The sequence below is a fragment of the Leptothoe sp. LEGE 181152 genome (assembly GCF_032906605.1).
GTDB lineage: Bacteria > Cyanobacteriota > Cyanobacteriia > Phormidesmidales > Phormidesmidaceae > Leptothoe > Leptothoe turfae.
On sequence record NZ_JASATU010000001.1, the window covers coordinates 161,390 to 176,667 of the forward strand.

A 15,278-nucleotide genomic window follows, 5' to 3' on the forward strand; every position below is an offset into this window, starting at 1 on the left:
TATAAACTGTTGATTTGCACTCAAGCTAACAACACCTAATTTGTGTATGTGTTTGTTATACGGATCTTTTTCTAAATTTAAAGGTTGTAAAATATCGATCTCGACAGAAATAGAGATATTTGTGGAAACGCTCCTAAATACTCGTCTCAACCCGAAAAGATGGCAAGTTTACAAAACGAATATATGCTTGGAAAGCAAAATCAATTAACTTCCAAATTTTGAATGTACAGACGTTCCCTGGAACGTCTCTTCAACAGTTACGTTTGGATGTTATTTATGGCTTGCTCCTTACTACAAAAATCATGCTCTAATGCGACTGTAAGCACTCTTCACCAGCATATTGTTAAATAGCTCAGTCTTGTTATGCCTAAATTGCAGTTTATTTATAAGTTTGTCAAATAGTGGAATGCCATCGCCTAGTAAGACAGGGACTCTGGTGATAATCATTTCATCAATCATGTCCTCCGCCAGGAAACTTTGGATGGTGCGACCGCCATCAATATACAAATTGTGGTACCCACGTTTATCCAACTGTCCAACCAGTGTTTTGAGATCGTTGCCACTGACAATTTCCACACTGTCTACTAAGTTATCAGGAACATGCTTTAAGCGATTACTCAAAACAAAAACCAGCTTTTCATAGGGCCAAGTACCAAATGAGAGAACCTTCTCAAAACTGTTTCGTCCCATTAAAATGGCATCGACACGCTTGATAAACTCACCGTAGCCAAAGTCACTCTGATCAGGATTGGGGATGTCGTCAAGCCAATCAACACCACCGTCGGGTGTAGCGATAAATCCGTCGAGGCTGGTTGCAATATAGACGTAGTTGGCCATCGCTTAAAAATCTCCATCAATCTCTGGGATTTGGGCTAAATTGCCGATTATCAAGCTCAGTCAACCAGCAACAGCTCAGCTCCAGCTCCAGCTTCCATGGTTAGAGGCTAACTGCCTGGTAGCTGAATACTGCCACCTTACCGTAGCCCATGGCCATTGTGCAGAACCATCCCTCTTGCCCACCGAATCCAGCCGAATCGGTGGGCAGCAAGATCATCGTTGATCGGATCTCCAACCTCAAGTATAGATATATAGATGTCTACATCAGGGTCGGCTCTGTTGGCATACCCGGCAAGCGGCTCCACTCATTCCATGAGCCATCGTAATTACGTACATTTGGATACCCCAACAAGTATTTCAACACAAACCAGATAAACGCCGAACGCCCACCAATGGCACAGTAGGGAAACACCTCTTTATCCGGTGTAATGCCCCGTTGGCTATAGAGATGCTTGAGATCATTAAATGATTTAAATGTGCCGTCATCATTAACCGTATCGGTATGTTCCACATGCACAGCCCCAGGAATATGCCCTGCCCGTTCCTGTCCCTCCGGAGGCTTCATTATAAAGATCTCACCACGATACTCTTCAGGTGTGCGCACATCCAACAAGACTTGATCAGACTTCTTTAAAGAGGTTTCTACTTCGGCTTGTAAAACACGCAATTTAGAATTCAGGGGTTTAGCCTGATACCGAGTAGGTGCAAACGTAGAGAACTCAGTCGTAACTGGGCGAGATTCTGCTATCCATTTCTGATGACCACCGTTTAAAACCTTGACATTTTCATGGCCGAATAGGGTCAGTAACCAGAAAACAACGCCACCTATGGCGATGTCACTGCCATAGGCAACAACTGTTGTCTCAGGGCTAATGCCAGAGCGTGAGAGTACGTTTTCAATGGTTTCTTGATCCAGCTGGATACTCATGTCTGGCTGGCTTAAATCAGGAAAAATACTCCAAAATACAGCTCCTGGAATATGGGCGTTTTCCAGCAGATCTGGGCCCATGGCAAGTTCAACAATGCGCACGTTGGGATCATCCAGGTGATCGGCTAGCCATTGGGTATCGACAAGAGTATCAGGACAGGCGTAATCAGTCATGGTTTTCTCCTAGAAACTATCTGACAATCTTCTACCTAGCCTAAATTTCAGCTATTTTTCTCGGTGAGACAATTCGCCATGCCCGATGCACCAGCGTAGAGGAAACAGAAACTAAAAAGAACCCCACTAAGGGATGTACAATGGCTAATGAAACTGGCAAAAATGGTGGATGCCAATGAATTGTCAAAAACTGAACTCCTAACAAAATAGGCATACTCACTGTCAGGATACGAATACGCCTTGAAAAAGCGGCCCCATAGGCCCACATGACTAGCACCAGGGATAAACCACTGTATCCCCTCACCAGCCATACATGGGCTTGCCACCAGCTAGGATTCTCAAAATAGGCTACACCCGCTGTCAACAGTTGCACCCCCAAAAGGAGGTTAAACACAACAGTTACGACATAAAACCCAACAACACTAAATCTTGGATTCGGAGTTGTGTCAACAGCCATTGGCAGCGCATCTATCGTCTTAGATAAAGAGGATGAAGGCATAATTATTTTGCTTGCTACACTTCTACCCTAAGGCGGCTATTTTCTGACGCCTAGACCTCGATCGGGTACACTTTTGGCTAGCGGCAAAAAGTGAGTGCCATGGAACCCCTCATCAAAGCTCCTCTACAAAGCTTGTTTCAGACAATTGCCCAGGCACAGACGGAAGCTGAGCTGAGCCAGGTATTTATGGCAGAGGTTGGGCAGTATTTTGCAGCTAAGCGATGGAACCTGTATTTTCTAGACCAATTGCCAACCCTTGATGACCGTACGCCACCATTGCTAAAAAAGGCTTTATCCTTGGATCATAATCCTGTGCTGCGCTACTTGATGCAAAATCATGCAGCGGTTCATGATGAAGTGATCTTGCCCCCTGGTGTATGGCAAACGATTTGCCCTCGCGCCGATCATGGTCATGTTATGGTTGGCCCCATTGTCAGCCAGGGGCATCTGGTGGGCGGCATCGCTGTGACTCGCCATCGCCAGGACCCCAAGTTTACGACTGAAAATCTAGCGGATTTAAGTGCTCTCTGTTTACATGTGTCTACACGATTGGCTGTTTTACAGGCTAAGCCCGCGCCTATTGTGTTTCACAACAACTGCCTCACCCCACGGGAAGCTCAAATCGCAGAGCTGGTTGCCCGAGGGATGACTAATAAAGAAATTGGTACTGAACTGTGGATTACGGAGAACTCAGTGAAACAGGCATTAAAGCGGATGTTTCGAAAGTTAAAGGTTTCATCTCGAGCTGAGATGGTGGCACAGTTGGTGTCTTGATTTAGTCTTTGGTGTTTCGAGGCTTTTGCTGCTTTGCAGAAAACTACAAAGCTACATCGCGCTTTTTAGTCAGAAAGTTGGTGCATTTGATCATTTCAAAAATATTTGTAGGAATTTAAAGTGAGGACATTGAAGCATACAGAGACTTCAATAAACGTCGGTTATTTTTCTGCCACCCTTACGAGGAAAAGCCAATGTCACCTGCAGTTCTTGTTTTTCTACCGTTTGCATTACTGCTTCTGATGGCCAAGGGAGCCGGTGCTAATTCAGAAACTCCAAAGAAAGAGAAAACGTCCTCCGGCAAAATCATGGGCATTTTGACAGAGCAAGGCGATTTCATCCCTTTTTCAGCACTAACTGACCACAACGTTCTTGATTCTGACAACAATGGTATTGTGCTGGAACAGAATGGCAAGCGCTACTTTTTAGCCGCTGCTAGCAAGCAAAATTAGGTTTACAAGGGGGCAGAGCTATCTTCCCCCGGCTACTTCAATAAACGTACCGGTTGTATAGGACGCTTCGTTTGATAACAGCCACAGAATAGCCTGGGCCACTTCCACCGCTTTCCCACCCCGTTTCATGGGTAAAAATTCTTTCACTCGATCCACACGTCCTGGCTCGCCACCATCGCCATGAATGTCCGTATAAATAAATCCTGGACGCACGGCATTGACTCGAATCCCTTCTTCGGCTACTTCTTTAGCCAACCCTAGGGTCATAGCATCTATCGCCCCTTTAGATGCAGCGTAATCTACATATTCACCTGCCGCCCCTAGACGGGCGGCGACTGAAGAGATATTGACAATGGCCCCTCCTGGGCCGCCGCGCTTGGTAGACATGCGTTTGATAGCTTCTCGGGCACATAGAAATGCCCCGGTGACATTGGTTGCCAAAACTCGATTGAGGCGGGCGGCATCTAGATTCTCTACGCGGGTTTGTTGTTCTAAAATTCCTGCATTGTTGACCAGGGCTGTGATTGTACCTAGCTGATGATCTACTGCATTGAAGAGGGCGATCACCTCGGCTTCTATTGCGATGTCAGCTGCGATCGCAACTCCCTTACCCCCTTGTTGTCGAATCTTCTCAACAACCGCATTTGCCGCCTGATGGTTCCGACGATAGTTTACACACACCGCATAGCCACGTTCTGCGGCTAAAGACGCCGTTGCCGCCCCAATGCCACGGCTGCCTCCAGTAATGACCATAACCTTGTCTGTGTTCACGACATGTATGCCCTAATAACAAATACCCCGTCGGGATGCACGGCGAGGCATCCCTGCATTCTGTGTGCCCCAACATCCTACGCTGCCTTTAAGGACCCAGGTTTACCCTGATAGAGATCAAGCCCCACTTGCACAATTCCCATCAGGGCAACAAAACTCATTACCCCCATGGCGGAGAGCTCAGTCCCCACTAGCGCCACACCCAGCATAGCGGCCATACCCACTAATCGATGGCGGGTTCGGGCCTTACACATGAAAATCACCCCCATGCGATGTAGTACGGCCAATGAGCCATAACAAAGTGCCACTGAACCACACAACAGCCATCGTTCTGGAGTGGCTAAAACTCCAGCATGGCCAGCCGATAAAATACCTTTTTCCACACCGATACCGGTTGCTGCTAACCCAATCACCAGGGGTAAATGGATATAAAGCCACAGCTGTAAAATCTGGACGCGGCCAGAGGTGCGGGCAGTTTCTAGGGCAGAGCCGGACACATTTTCAAAGTATAGCCACCAGAGAGAGAAGGCGATGGTGAAACCTGCTATCGCACATAGCGTACTGGCAAACTCCCAATGCATCTCAGACACGCCGTTGACCACCGCAATAATAGCCTCGCCCAACACAATGATGGTAAACAAACCAAAACGCTCAGGCAGGTGCTCCGGATGTGGCGGCAGCTGTTGCACCATGGTCCTCGCTAACATGGGTGTGATAAAATCCACTGCCAGGCCAACCGTCCAGAGCACGAAGCGAAGCGACAGCGGTACAAAGGCCGAAATTAGCCATAGCAGTGCGCCTACACTAAACCCCACAGCGTAGCGATTCGTTAACCCTCGCGCTTGCGGAATATGCCAGCCAGCCCAAAGGTATTCCAGCACCAGCATCAGTCTAGACGCAACATAGGCCAGGGCAAAGCTACTGGAACTGTCATCCAGGCCATGGTGCACATTGACGGCCAGGGCCGCCACCGCCAGCATTTGCAGCCCCATTAAAATGCGCCGGACCACATCGTCATTATCAAACCGGTTGGCATAGAAAGTTGTGCCAATCCAGACCCACCATAGGGGCACAAACAGGGCTGCAAAACTTAGAAATCCATAGACTGAAACATCTACACTGAGTTTGTGTGCCAGCTGAGAAATGGCTACCACAAACACCAGATCGTAAAATAGCTCTAGCCAAGTAGCATGGCGGGGCTGTTCGTCGCGGGGCTGTTCGTCTGCGGTCTCACCTACCCAGAGGCGAGGGGGGCGGAGCCAGGATTTCATCATGGTGGGTTCGAGTAAAACAGAACTGTGATACGAGCATCTTAGATCTGATTCAAATCAGTTTGAATTCTGATATATCCCCCAGGTACACTGTGCTCACCAATGGCTCAATAGCCAAAGCGATTACGAATCTTTTGAGAACTCCGCTGTAGCTGATCGATAATGGCTTTAACATGGGGTCTCTCCAGTTCAGGAATGCCTGCTGCTGTGGTATCAAACACGCCAATTTCTGCCCGTAAAAATTTACCAATAACAATCTGAATATTTCGTATCTCGATCCATTGTTCCAGAGGGATGGAGCCTTCATAATTTTCTTCTAGCAGCTCAATAAGATAGTTGTGATATCCCCAAATCACCTTGGCTGTCGTGGGTGTTAGCAAAATGGCATGGGCAGAAATCCACTCATCATATTGGCGTTGAAATTCGATGAGCTGTTGTTTGTCGGGCGAACTATATTCAATTTTATGGTTGAGCTGATTCAGGGCCTTAAACAGAACAGGATAGACCTCTAAGCGTTTGTCAAAGAGTGACGTTGTGTAGGTCTGTTCTAATTGTTTCGTCAGCTTGCGGAATTCAGTACGGGATTGATAAACCGCGATTAAGGACGATGCCAACAATGTAATTAGCCCCGATACGATAGCTATTACCAATTGCATAATTCTTGCTTATCTATCCTTTCTGATGGCAGCGTTAGTGAGGCTAACATAACTCGAACACTACTCCCGATTCAAACTGTCCCAACCCTCTCGATTGAGGCGATAAACAAAACAGTCACTGCCTCCAAACTGACGACGCTCGATTTGCTGAAAGCCTAGCCGTTCATAAAAACGGTGGGCTCGGGTATTGCTAACCAATGGATCAATCAGCACAGCCACCACAGCTGAGTCGGTAAAACAGCGGGTCAGTGCCAGACGCATCATCTGCGTTCCATAGCCTTTGCCCAGGTCAGAAGCCGCACCAATCCAAAGGTCGATAGCCCTCAAATTGGCAGGCACATCGCCCCAATAGTGACTCTCTTCCAGGGCTGGATCAATAATCTGAATACAGCCAATGGGTCGCCCATCTAGTTCAGCAATCAACTGCTCACGCCAGGTCGGTGAGCGGCTGAGTTCTATCTCCCACTGCCAGTCATCATCAGGATCGGAGGCGATTACATGGGGCTGTTCGTCCCAGTGACGCAGTACAGCTAAATCGTCAGATGTGGCAGGACGTAGAGTAATCATTGGGATAACCTTGGCAAAGTGGATCAGCTCCTGGGTACTTGGCGGGGGCAGGCCATCGCCTATCGCCCAGACTGGGTTGACGACTGTTACAAAAGCGCACCATCTCCATCACTGGATGCTAGAGCCCTCGATTAACTCCACGAGACCGTGAAATAAATCATATTGCCTTGGGGATCAAGATCGACTGAGCCAAAGCCAGCTCCACCGTTGGGGCTAATGGTATAGCGAAATTTGCCCGACTCCAATCGGGTCCCTTCGTCTAAATTCAATCCTGGCGAGTCTTGAATCCACTTTTCTAGAATCGAACGCTCAGCGGAAAATGAGCCCCTAAAGGTTCTAGAAAATGAGCTACCCGACGTCATAATCTGCAAATCCGTCGCCTCGGGTGGGATAGGCGCAAAATTTCCCCATTCCCAGGCCACATCGATCATATGTTGCTGCATGAACGGGTTATGGTTTTCGACCCAGTTAGGAGCCAAGAGCCATAGACTGCCGAGGCCGATGATAATTGCAAGCATGCCAGCACACCCCAAGCATCCTAGCTTTAGTCCATGACTTTTGGGATTAGGCTGATTCAGAACAGTCATGGGCTATCAACAAATGGGCTGCTACTCTCGACGTGCTAGCTAGAGCTTTGATTCAAACACATCAAAATCCATAAAAACTTACCACTAACTGCCTTATCCTCCTAACTAAATATTTCATTCGATTTGGCAACTCACTGGCCATGGCGAAGTAACCTTTTTGGACTACCCTGCCACTATTTATTAGCCAGTTAGTTTTATAGAGCAGACATGCCTGAGGAAAACGATCAGGAATTAATTTTTCTAGTACGGCAGGGAAATAAGGCCGCATTCGGTCAGTTGGTATTGCGTTACCAACCGATGGCCCAACGTCTGGCAAAACGTTTAGTGGGCAATGATGATTTAGCTCAAGAGTTAGTGCAAGAGGCCATGTTACAGGCCTATCTGTCTCTAGAGAAGCTGCGTGAGCCAACCCGTTTTAAGAGCTGGCTTTACGGCATTGTGTTAAACATCTGCCGCAATCACCTCAAACGCCATAAAGTTATCTGTTTTTCCCTTGAAACCATGGTTCAAAAGCTAATGGATGAGCCATTGACTGGTAGTTCAGCCTCTCCTCAGAAAATTGTTGAACAAGAGGAACTGCGCATTACTGTTCTGAATGCAGTTGAGCAACTATCTGAAAAAAATCGATTAGCCACGCTGCTGTTCTATGAAGAGCAACTCAGCTTAAAAGAAGTGGCGGCTCACTTAAATATTTCAGTGGGTGCTGTCAAAGGACGGTTGCATAAATCACGTCATCAACTCAAAGAAAAATTATCACTGCTACAGCCCCAATCTGTTTTCAATATGGAGAATAAAACAATGTCCACTAATCATGCTGCTCAGATACCCACAAAATTTTGCTGCTCATTTTGTGGCAAGAATCAGACTGAAGTTAATTTACTGATTGCAGGATCAGCATTAGATGCAATACCTGCTTATATTTGCAACGAGTGTATTGATATATGCAATCAAATTATCAGTTCCCATACAGATTCAGAAGGTGTTTCTACATCAAAAGTATCTGGCTAAAGGGTTGCTCTGATAAAATCTACAGAGATGTTAAACCATGGTTTTGTTCTTTTGTAAAAGGAGAGAACTAGCGCAAGACAAAGGGCAGGCGGCGAGGCCCGATTTTAGGAGCCTATAGCTGTTCCCACAAAACCTTAACTCCGTCTGGGAGGTAACCGGAAATTTCCTGTACAATTTCTGTGGGCAGTTCATTTCTTACGGTTGAAAAGACAGCGATGGTCACCCCCTGTGGAGTGACATCTTTGGGAACACTGCCTTCTTGGGTAATGCGACGCATAAAGATTTCGGAGTCAATTTTAAGTGGGGGGCGCAATCGACTAATTAATCTCACAATCGGATTGTCGTCTCGCCAGAGCTTAGCAATCTCTTGATTGCTAAAGGCCGCCTCAATACGATCAGATGCTTCAGTTGTCATCATGTCACGCATGGTTCGAAACACAACAACAGTGGTATCACGAGCATCATAGATGTCGGGGAAATTAGCCTTTTGCATTATCTGCTCTAAAAAGCCCTTCTGAGATTCATTGATAGCTGCTCCCGCCATGACATCCTCCTGATATTATCGATTTTAATTTTCGATAATACTCACTAGCTATTGCTAATAACATTTATTTGATTATAACGAAACTTTTAGCGATTGATTGTATGGAAGATTTCAAACAACAAGCACTATATGCTATCTAGTATGGTGGGGGTGTCGACTACTGTTGCGTACTCTTGATGCATATTGGCTAAGGCAAGGGCGTGTACTCGCTCAGCTGGGTGCAGATTTTGCTCTAAATCGAGCTTGTCAAACGTCGCTGTGGCATCTGAAACAACATAGGTATCAAAATTAAGGTTACCTGCAACTCTAACAGTTGCCTCAACGGAATTGTTTGTGATGACCCCTGTGACTATTAGGGTCTGATAGTTATTTTGTCTTAGCCACTGTTCTAAATCGGTACCAATAAAGGCACAATTTACGTGTTTGCTAACAATCTTTTCACCACGGTTAGGAATCACAATATCCTTAAAATCGCACCCTTGCTGTCCTGGACGGTAGGTGGAGTTAGGATCAGTTGAAAGATGACGAACATGAACAATTGGACGCTGAGTAGCCCGCCAGGCACTTAGCAGTTTTGCAATATTTGCCTCAGCTTGTTGATTATTGCGTCGTCCCCAACTGGAATGATCAATAGCCTTTTGCACATCAATAATAATGAGGACGCTATTGGACGGAATCTGCATCAACTTAACCTCCGTAGGGCTCTAGGTGACGCCAACTATGAAAACACCATGGGCATTGCTTGGCTGTGGGGGTACGGGGTACTTTTGCGCAATTGGGGCATCGATTTAGCAAGGTAGGATATTCTCTGACAATGCGATCGCGCAATAATTCTGAAAAAGCTTGCTCGCCAAGCTCAATCAATGCTAAAGCGTTGGGTGCAGTTACTTGACTTTTTTGTTCTAGAGTAGTGGCTATTTTTCCACCATAGAGTTGGGCTTTTTTCCTAAGGCGGAAGTGTGACAGTGCCGCCAATTCAGCTGTTGTCATTACGGATGTACAATGCTGTGAGACATATCCTAAAAGGTGCTCTTGTTCGTTGTATTCCATAGAGCTTATTAAGTAAGCTTCGGCTAAGGCTCAACGATAGCGTAACTATCGGTTAAAGCCATGCTCCAGGGGGGGATAGGTGAGCAAGTTGGTGCCTAGCTTACAGCGACGGGCCGCCATCGGGTTTCGGGGTCTCGGCTCCAGAGGTTGTATTTGGTTTGCCGCATGGCAATGGGATGATCCTAGCGGCTCGAGGTCGGGGGGCGAGCCCGGCTTTGAGTAGGCCTGTACAGCGGAATTTGCCTGCTGGGATTTTGGGTGCGATCGCGCCAACGCTGACCTGTCAGGTCGCACCCAAAATCCGATTAAAAATGGACAATCCTGTAGGGGCATTCCCTTGTGGATGCCCTTCGATATCGAAGGCTATCAATCAGGATTGCGTATCAGAAGTCAGTAAGGGGCTAGATTCTAACCCCTGATTCCTCTTTTTGGAAAACGTCCCGATTTAAACTGTTACCCCTTATCTTGCTCCCAACGTTTCTTCTACAAACGCTTTGACGGTTGCCCGGTCATTGTCTAGCACCGTAAATTGCTCTTCTCGCTCAAACAAATCACTGAGGAAGTTGGGCAGATGGGGGAAAACATCTACGGCCCCCTTAATGGCATCGGGGAATTTGGCTGGGTGGGCGCAGGCGAGGGAAACGTGGACGGCATCATCGGGTAACTCCCGCAATAAGTCGGGGGCGCAGGCAATGGCCGTGTGGGGATCAATCAGCTCACCCGTGGCGTGGTAGATTTTCTGAATGATTTGAGCGATACTGTCATCATCAAATCGTCTGCCGGCAAAGGTTTTGCGCAATTCTGTCAGCACATCGGGCGATACGCTAAAAATGCCGGTTTTCTTAAACTCAGCCATGGTTTTCATGACATGGTCTGCGTCATTTCCATAGGTATGAAACAGTAGCCGCTCAAAATTGCTGGATATTTGGATATCCATACTGGGTGCGATGGATGGGGAAACGGCATCGGTGCTCATTTTGCCAGAATCGAAGAAGCGGGCCAGAATATCGTTTTTGTTGGTCCCTATGGCTAGCTTACTAATGGGCAATCCCATACGCTTTGCGACATAGGCAGCGAATACATTGCCAAAGTTACCGGTGGGTACGGCAAAGGATAGGGTGCGCTCAGGGGCACCTAGATTCAGTGCGGCATACACGTAGTAGACGACCTGCGCCATGATGCGCGCCCAATTGATGGAGTTTACTGCTGACAGTTTATATTTGTCGCGAAAGTCTAAATCGTTAAATAGCTCCTTGACAATTGTCTGGCAATCATCAAATGGTGCGTTTAGTGCAATGTTATGGACGTTTGTCGAGAGCACCGTCGTCATTTGCTTACGCTGAATCTCGGAGGTGCGATTGTGGGGATGGAGAATAAAGATGTCAATGGTATCTTTGTCGCGGCAGGCCTCGATGGCAGCGGAGCCAGTGTCTCCAGAGGTTGCACCAAGGATGGTAACGCGTTCGCCTCGTTCTTGTAACAGGTGGTCGAATAGCTTACCGAGAAACTGTAGTGCGTAGTCTTTGAATGCTAGCGTTGGGCCGTGGAATAGTTCCAGTAGAAAATGGTTGGTGTCTAGTTGCTTGATGGGGGCAATTGCTTTGTGGTGGAAGCCTGCATAGGCTTCATCAATCAGCGTTTTGAGTGCATCTGGCTGGATGGCATCGCCGATAAAGGGCTTCATTACTTCGTACGCCACCACTTGGTAGGGCTTGCCGCGTAGTTGTCGCCATTGCTCTACGGAGAACTGTGGATAGCTCTCTGGCACATATAGACCACCGTCTCTGGCTAGACCGGTGAGGACTACATCGGCGAAATCAAGAACGGGGGCTTGACCACGGGTGGAGTGGTATTTCATTTATTCTCCTGGAAAAGTGATATTTGTGTATCTCGCTAGCATATTTTATATGTTGAGCGTGAACATCAGTGGTTTAGTTCAAAACCATCAACAGGGCAATGGGTTAAGGCGTTGCCGTAATGGGGATTGCACAAAAATAGAGCCCCAGCTTTGGGTTGTGGATGAGTGATGGGGGAATTGGGTGATGGGGGAATCGGTTGATTAGTTAAGCGCAGCGTGTAACTAATGACGCCTATGGGTAGGATCGTTCCGCCGCCCCATGTATGACCCAACGTACTAGATTATTCCTACTCACCACTCACTTACACAACCAGACTGTATTCAGTTGCTCCCGAAGTGTTCTTTACTCTTGAGCAGCAGTACGATGGTCAAACTGCCAATGAGTTTGAATGTTTCAACAGAATTGGCCTGGTACTCTCGCAAAATCTGGGGGCCTAAATTGTCAAAGATCTGAAAATTGTTTAGTTCGGGATAGTGGGGTGGAACAACTTTTTTTGATTGTCGAGCATCTTTTCAAGACAACAAGTTAATAGACTAGATTCTCTCTTGATTTATGAGAGAATCTTCATCAAGCTAAGGCCGTCCCAAATTTGATAGAAAAAATGCATCGTGATGATAGAAATGTGCGTGGCTTGTTAGGACCTTATGGGTTGCAGCTCTTAGTTTAGGCTGGTTAAATTAAGTAAAAAAAGCTTTATGCCAGCGCGTTTACCCCGCTCATCCCTGTCGGATGCATTTATTGAAGAAACCTATCAACGGACACGGCGACATTTATTGGGAGGTGCGATCGCACTAGGCTGTGTTGTCTTATCAGGTGTGCTTTGGTACCGGGTGATTGAGGGCTGGACCTGGCTAGATGCGACCTATATGTCTGTCATTACCCTGGCAACGGTAGGGTTTGCAGAAATTCAACCATTAGGGGCCAGAGGTAGACTATTTACTATTATCTTAATTTTAATGGGCGTTGTTGTCATCGCCTATATCTTAAATTGTTTTACAGAGGCTCTAATTCAAGGTCACCTACAAGCCGGTATTCGTTTGAGACAACGGCGTAAACTTATGAAATCTTTGGCAGGTCATTATATTATCTGTGGGTTTGGCCGCACAGGTCGGCAAGTCGCAACAGAATTTGCGTTCGAGGCTATCCCCTTCATTGTGGTTGATTCCCATGAAGCATCTGTACAAGCCGCTCAGCAGATGGGATTCATCACCTTTCAAGGGGATGCTACCCTAGACCAGGTTCTCTTTCATGTGGGTATTGACCGAGCCCATGGTTTGGTGGCTGCGCTCCCATCCGATGCCGAGAATCTATATGCCGTCCTCTCAGCCAAAACTCTGGCCCCCGGCATTCGCACCATTGCTAGGGCCAGTACTGAAGAAGCTGTCCAAAAACTCCAGCGCGGTGGCGCAGATGTGGTGGTTTCTCCTTATATTACAGGAGGCAAACGCATGGCGGCTGCGGCTATTCGTCCCCAGGTGGTTGACTTTTTAGATGGTATTCTCACCGGAGCAGATCGCACTGTTTATATAGAAGAGTTTCTGATTTCTCCAAAACACTGTCCTCAAATTGGCAGAACCCTGGAAGAGGCCCAGTTAAGAGTAAAATCTGGAGCTTTGATCCTGGCAATTCGTCGCGCGGATAGCTCACTCATTGTTGGCCCCAATGGTGATACTTTACTTTGTTCTGGAGATTTGGTAATTGTCATGGGCTCATCCGATGAACTGCGGCGACTTAATCAAATTCTTGGCCCCATCCATCGAAAATATCGATAAATCTGAATTGATACCCCAAAAACAATCTAATCTTCATTTAAAGGCATAGAATAGATATAAATCTATCAGAGTCCCCTTACAGGTTTAATGAATAATAAAGAACTGCTAAAGGCCTATGAGGCTGGCGAGCGTGATTTTTCTGGGTTAACACTCTTAGAGTTAGAGCTACTTCAGCTTGATTTAAGTGATGCAAACTTTAGTCAATCTGATTTACGGCAGTCTCGCTTAGGTCGAACGCACTTCTGTCGTGTAAATTTTGAAAATTGTAACTTAAGCGAATCGATTCTTTGGGGTAGCGATCTTCGCAGTGCTAATTTAAAGCAGGCACAGCTACGAGAAAGTGACTTAAGCAGTGCCCTATTAACGCAGGCCAACTTAGAAAAGGCAAATCTTATCAAAGCCAGCCTTTGTGGAGCTAATCTCAGCGATGCAAATCTTGCTAATGCTTGTCTGTTGGATGCCGATTTGCGCTCTAATTCTGACCAGAGAACGGATCTAGGACAGTCTAATTTGAGTGGGGCTGATTTAAGCTATGCATTTTTAAGCGGTGCCATTTTACGGGGGGCCAATTTAGCCCAAGCGAAGCTGTGTCGCGCTAAATTAGGCAAAGACTATCGCCCTGGGGGATTTCCCTCCGATCTCAGTGAGGCCAACCTGCAAGGGGCTGATCTTAGCTATGCTGATTTGACAGGCGTGAACTTGAAAGAGGCCAATCTAAAAGGGGCTGACCTAACGGGTGCAGTATTGCATCAGGCAAATCTCTACCATGCCATCATGCCCGATGGTCAGCCCCATGGCTAACCAAGGACTTTTTAACGTACGCTCTCTCCCATAGCCTCAGTGTCTATGGGAGAGAGCAAGGACAGCCGCCGCCGCTCTCCCGTAAACATCTATTGATCATCTATTGATAACTTTCTAGGTATAAATGCCATAACATAGTGCATCCATGCCGCCACAGGCATCATATTTTGTAAGCCATCAGCCGGTCAGCCCAAAGGGATATACGGCAGACTCATCCATAGGTTAGAGCTGCAACTCAGCAAAACGAAAAAATACTAAAGATTCCATGCCGTTTTTCTAGAATTTAAGACTTACCATAAAGCGTAAAGTTTTGAAAATAGGGATCCAGTAATCGTTTAATCGCTATATAGTAATTAAAGCTAAGCCTAACGTTTTTAGCCATGAGTCTTCAAGCCAATCTACCGCAGGCAAATGCAGATGTCGCTTCTCCCCTTCACACATTGGCAATATGGTTATGGGCCCACACCTGAGACGCCAGAAGCAGAGCTATCGAGCCTCCTTCTCAAATCCCAAGACTGGGTGGGCTGGGTCTCAACATCTTGATATTTTCTAAGTTATCTGACAAGTTTTCTGGCAAGAAATATCAATGAGTATCTCCAACTACTTAGAGGTATGCACGTCACAAGGAGGGCTCCTAATTCGTGCCTATGCTCCAATCAGCATTATTTCTTGCCTTTTTTCTTCTTTTAGGCTCCACAGCCAGCTCGATGCAGCAATCATTGAGGGTA

18 protein-coding genes are annotated in these 15,278 nt (G+C 46.8%); 5 read left to right on the forward strand and 13 right to left on the reverse strand.

Going from position 1 to position 15,278, the window contains the following annotated elements; genetic code table 11:
- Positions 1 to 300 precede the first annotated feature (300 nt).
- From QGP82_RS00690 to QGP82_RS00700, 3 genes are all read right to left on the reverse strand, one after another.
- Positions 301 to 837 carry a dihydrofolate reductase family protein gene (locus QGP82_RS00690; protein ID WP_163701984.1) on the reverse strand — a complete coding sequence of 179 codons (537 nt, stop codon included), beginning with the start codon at positions 835 to 837 and terminating at the stop codon, positions 301 to 303.
- A 259-nt stretch (positions 838 to 1,096) separates the two neighbouring features.
- Complete coding sequence (locus QGP82_RS00695) at positions 1,097 to 1,939, reverse strand: sulfurtransferase (RefSeq protein WP_499056639.1); 843 nt, start codon at positions 1,937 to 1,939, stop codon at positions 1,097 to 1,099.
- Positions 1,940 to 1,979: 40 nt separating this feature from the next.
- Positions 1,980 to 2,396, reverse strand: a complete 417-nt coding sequence (locus QGP82_RS00700) for a DUF6220 domain-containing protein (protein WP_499056722.1) — start codon at positions 2,394 to 2,396, stop codon at positions 1,980 to 1,982.
- Between the two features lie 141 nt (positions 2,397 to 2,537).
- Between QGP82_RS00700 and QGP82_RS00705 the strand changes: the two genes are divergently transcribed.
- Positions 2,538 to 3,212, forward strand: a complete 675-nt coding sequence (locus QGP82_RS00705) for a LuxR C-terminal-related transcriptional regulator (RefSeq protein WP_499056640.1) — start codon at positions 2,538 to 2,540, stop codon at positions 3,210 to 3,212.
- Between the two features lie 194 nt (positions 3,213 to 3,406).
- Positions 3,407 to 3,664 (forward strand): hypothetical protein, encoded by a 258-nt coding sequence (locus tag QGP82_RS00710; RefSeq protein WP_163659209.1) that lies wholly within the window; start codon positions 3,407 to 3,409, stop codon positions 3,662 to 3,664.
- Between the two features lie 18 nt (positions 3,665 to 3,682).
- Here QGP82_RS00710 and QGP82_RS00715 read toward each other — a convergent pair whose 3' ends face one another.
- The 5 genes from QGP82_RS00715 to QGP82_RS00735 form a co-directional block, all read right to left on the reverse strand.
- Positions 3,683 to 4,417: an SDR family oxidoreductase gene (locus QGP82_RS00715; protein ID WP_499056642.1), complete on the reverse strand. Its 735-nt coding sequence runs from the start codon at positions 4,415 to 4,417 to the stop codon at positions 3,683 to 3,685.
- Positions 4,418 to 4,512: 95 nt separating this feature from the next.
- Positions 4,513 to 5,706 carry a low temperature requirement protein A gene (locus QGP82_RS00720; protein ID WP_499056723.1) on the reverse strand — a complete coding sequence of 398 codons (1,194 nt, stop codon included), beginning with the start codon at positions 5,704 to 5,706 and terminating at the stop codon, positions 4,513 to 4,515.
- 107 nt (positions 5,707 to 5,813) lie between these two features.
- Positions 5,814 to 6,362, reverse strand: a complete 549-nt coding sequence (locus tag QGP82_RS00725) for a hypothetical protein (RefSeq protein ID WP_163659208.1) — start codon at positions 6,360 to 6,362, stop codon at positions 5,814 to 5,816.
- Positions 6,363 to 6,422: 60 nt separating this feature from the next.
- Positions 6,423 to 6,929 carry a GNAT family N-acetyltransferase gene (locus QGP82_RS00730; protein ID WP_163659207.1) on the reverse strand — a complete coding sequence of 169 codons (507 nt, stop codon included), beginning with the start codon at positions 6,927 to 6,929 and terminating at the stop codon, positions 6,423 to 6,425.
- A gap of 131 nt (positions 6,930 to 7,060) precedes the next feature.
- Complete coding sequence (locus QGP82_RS00735) at positions 7,061 to 7,516, reverse strand: hypothetical protein (RefSeq protein WP_163701974.1); 456 nt, start codon at positions 7,514 to 7,516, stop codon at positions 7,061 to 7,063.
- A 207-nt stretch (positions 7,517 to 7,723) separates the two neighbouring features.
- Between QGP82_RS00735 and QGP82_RS00740 the strand changes: the two genes are divergently transcribed.
- Positions 7,724 to 8,524, forward strand: coding sequence for a sigma-70 family RNA polymerase sigma factor (locus QGP82_RS00740; protein WP_499056643.1), 801 nt, complete (start codon positions 7,724 to 7,726; stop codon positions 8,522 to 8,524).
- 112 nt (positions 8,525 to 8,636) lie between these two features.
- Here QGP82_RS00740 and QGP82_RS00745 read toward each other — a convergent pair whose 3' ends face one another.
- From QGP82_RS00745 to thrC, 5 genes are all read right to left on the reverse strand, one after another.
- Positions 8,637 to 9,068, reverse strand: coding sequence for a DUF2267 domain-containing protein (locus QGP82_RS00745; protein WP_163659204.1), 432 nt, complete (start codon positions 9,066 to 9,068; stop codon positions 8,637 to 8,639).
- A 125-nt stretch (positions 9,069 to 9,193) separates the two neighbouring features.
- Positions 9,194 to 9,751 (reverse strand): cysteine hydrolase family protein, encoded by a 558-nt coding sequence (locus tag QGP82_RS00750; protein ID WP_163701967.1) that lies wholly within the window; start codon positions 9,749 to 9,751, stop codon positions 9,194 to 9,196.
- Between the two features lie 4 nt (positions 9,752 to 9,755).
- Complete coding sequence (locus tag QGP82_RS00755) at positions 9,756 to 10,058, reverse strand: hypothetical protein (RefSeq protein WP_163701966.1); 303 nt, start codon at positions 10,056 to 10,058, stop codon at positions 9,756 to 9,758.
- A gap of 105 nt (positions 10,059 to 10,163) precedes the next feature.
- Positions 10,164 to 10,451, reverse strand: a complete 288-nt coding sequence (locus QGP82_RS00760; protein WP_499056645.1) for a hypothetical protein — start codon at positions 10,449 to 10,451, stop codon at positions 10,164 to 10,166.
- A 127-nt stretch (positions 10,452 to 10,578) separates the two neighbouring features.
- Positions 10,579 to 11,976: a threonine synthase gene (gene thrC, locus QGP82_RS00765; RefSeq protein ID WP_499056646.1), complete on the reverse strand. Its 1,398-nt coding sequence runs from the start codon at positions 11,974 to 11,976 to the stop codon at positions 10,579 to 10,581.
- Positions 11,977 to 12,672: 696 nt separating this feature from the next.
- Here thrC and QGP82_RS00770 point away from each other — a divergent pair.
- Both QGP82_RS00770 and hetL read left to right on the forward strand, forming a co-directional pair.
- Positions 12,673 to 13,749, forward strand: coding sequence for a potassium channel family protein (locus QGP82_RS00770; protein ID WP_250564632.1), 1,077 nt, complete (start codon positions 12,673 to 12,675; stop codon positions 13,747 to 13,749).
- A gap of 87 nt (positions 13,750 to 13,836) precedes the next feature.
- Positions 13,837 to 14,550 (forward strand): heterocyst differentiation pentapeptide repeat protein HetL, encoded by a 714-nt coding sequence (gene hetL, locus QGP82_RS00775; RefSeq protein ID WP_163659200.1) that lies wholly within the window; start codon positions 13,837 to 13,839, stop codon positions 14,548 to 14,550.
- Positions 14,551 to 15,278: the final 728 nt, after the last annotated feature.